Source organism: Arhodomonas sp. KWT (assembly GCF_010993615.1).
The window spans coordinates 1-2,307 of record NZ_WNXE01000310.1; the positions used below are offsets into that span (position 1 = coordinate 1).

The following is a 2,307-nucleotide window of genomic DNA, read 5'->3' on the forward strand; positions in this document are numbered from 1 at the left end:
CTGCCGACACCATACCGTGCCCCCGGGGGCGCCACCGTGACAGCCGGGTTTCACGTGTGCGCCACGCCCGCCGGCAGCAGTGCCGGCGACGCCGCCGGAGAAAACCGTGGCGGCGCTCAGGCCGCGTCGCTGTCGGCGCTTTCGCCCAGAAGGAACAGCGGCGAGGTCAGGTCGCGCGGATCGGCGGCCCGGCGCGGATTCGCCGGGTAGAAGCAATCGCCGAGCCCGGGGCGACGGCGGAAGTGACGGGTGCGCTTGTAGGGCAGCTTCATGAACCCGGCGATCCCGACGCCGCGGATCTGGTCCACCGCCTCGGCGATACGCTCCAGCAGCGCGGCGAACTCCGCCTCACGCTCGGGCGCCAGGAGCGTGTAGTAGCTGTGGATCTTCAGGTGCGTGGGCTTGCTCTCGAAGATCACGCAGCCCGTGTGGGGGATGTCGTTGAGCTCGACGATGGCATCGATGATCGGCTGCGGCAGGGCCAGGTACTCGTCCGGATCACGCCCGTCCTCGAAATAGGAATGCGGATGCAGCCGGGCATCCGCGCTCTCCGGCGGCACCACCTCGTAGGGAATGCGCAGGTCCGGCGGCACCTCGAAGGGCTCGCCCTCGCCGGCACGCTCGAGGTGCAGGGTGTGGCGGGCATCGAACATCACGCACTTGAACACGCCCTCGCGCTCCAGCGAGCGCGCCAGGGTTACCACCACGTTCACCGCCGCGGCGAAGGCACTCACCCGGTCCGGGTCGCGCAGTTCCAGGTAACTGTCGATCTCCAGGCCCTCGGGCTTCCAGCGGATGCCCAGCCCGCCCACCACCGGGTAGCGCGAGAGGCGGCTGACCGCGGCCATGAGCGCCTTCTCCCGGTCCCCCATGCCGTGCATGAAGTTCTTGTAGTAGCGCTCGAGCTGGGCGTCGTCCGCGCCGGCCAGGGTGGCCTCCGCCACCTCCTCGCGCAGGAACGACTTGCGCGAGCTGTAGACCACGCTCTCCATGTCCTGCGCCGGCGCGACCTTGATCGGCAACAGGGTCATGGCCGGCCTGGCCGGGCGCGGCACGGCGACGATGCGCCCGAGGTGCGCCATCTCGCCGAGGAAGTAGTCGCCGGCACGGCGACGCTCGTCGGGGTCCCGGCTGAGCAGGCCGTCGAGCACCCGGGCGAAGGGCCGCGGCAGCCCCAGCGCGCGGGCGGGAATCACGTCACTGCCGAACCTACAGGACTGCGCCGAGGCCAGTGCGTACAGGGTACTCGCCACGCCCTGCTCGTCGAAGCGCGGGGAGGACAGGCCGCCGCCCAGCTGCTCCTCGCCGATGAAGTAGACGTCGCCAAGGCGGGCATTGGTCTCGCCACCGCCGGTCATCGCGTCCAGCGAGCAGAACGGCGTGGGCTGATCCTCGTGGTCCACCTGGGCGAACACCGACGAGCCCCAGTCGATCAGCGAGACGCGGCCGTCGTCGGGGTCGTAGACCAGATTCGAGGGTTTGATGTCCCCGTGGACGATGGGCCCGCGGGGATGATGACGCAGGTAGGCTAGCATGTCCGCGAGCTGGCGGGCGATGTGCAGCAGCTCGTCCACGGGCAGCGGCCCCACCTGGATGGAGCGCTGATCCAGGTCCTCGCCGGGGGCACGCTCCATGACCAGGATGCGCTGGCCGTGGATGCGCTCGAAGGCGAGGAAGGCCGGGACGTTGGGGTGACGCACCTGCGAGAGCATGTACGCCTCCTCCTCGAGCCGGTCCTGGATGTGCTGGGCCAGGGTGATACGCGAGAACTTGAACACCTGGCTCGCGCCCTCGCTGCGCCGGCCGGCGAACACAAAGCTGTACGCGCCCTTGCCCAGGAGGCAGACCTGGCGGTAGCCGAGCCCGCGGAGCTGCTCCTCGCACAGCCGCACCCAGGCCTTGAGGCGGTGGGCCTCGTCCTTGCTGAGCAGATAGACCGACTGCTCTTCGGGGATGTAGAAGTGGCGGATCGACTCCGCCGTCGCCGCACGGGACATCGCCCCGCCCCCGTCAGCCCGCCTCTGCGAGCATCAGCGCCGGCTGTTCCAGCAGTCGTTTCCAGTGATTACTGAACCGCGCCATGGTCGCCCCGTCAATCACGCGATGATCGGCGGACCAGGAGATCGGCATGATCCGGCGGGCGACCACGCAGTCCTCCGCGTCGAAGCGCGGCAGCCGCTGGGTGGCCCCCAGGGCGACGATGGCGAGTTCCGGCTTGTTGATGATTGGGGTGGCCACCGTGCCGCCGATCGCCCCGATGTTGGAGATGGTGATGGTCCCGCCCTTCATGTCCTCGGCGGCCACACG

General features: G+C 69.6%; 2 protein-coding genes. Both read right to left on the reverse strand.

The window, feature by feature from the left end; translation table 11 throughout:
* Positions 1 to 116 precede the first annotated feature (116 nt).
* Entirely contained in the window at positions 117 to 1,997 is a 1,881-nt protein-coding gene (locus tag G7A99_RS18265; protein ID WP_018718919.1) for a protein kinase, read from the reverse strand.
* Between the two features lie 13 nt (positions 1,998 to 2,010).
* A partial coding sequence (locus G7A99_RS18270) for a 2-oxo acid dehydrogenase subunit E2 (RefSeq protein ID WP_205599913.1) occupies positions 2,011 to 2,307 on the reverse strand: 297 nt, incomplete at its 5' end.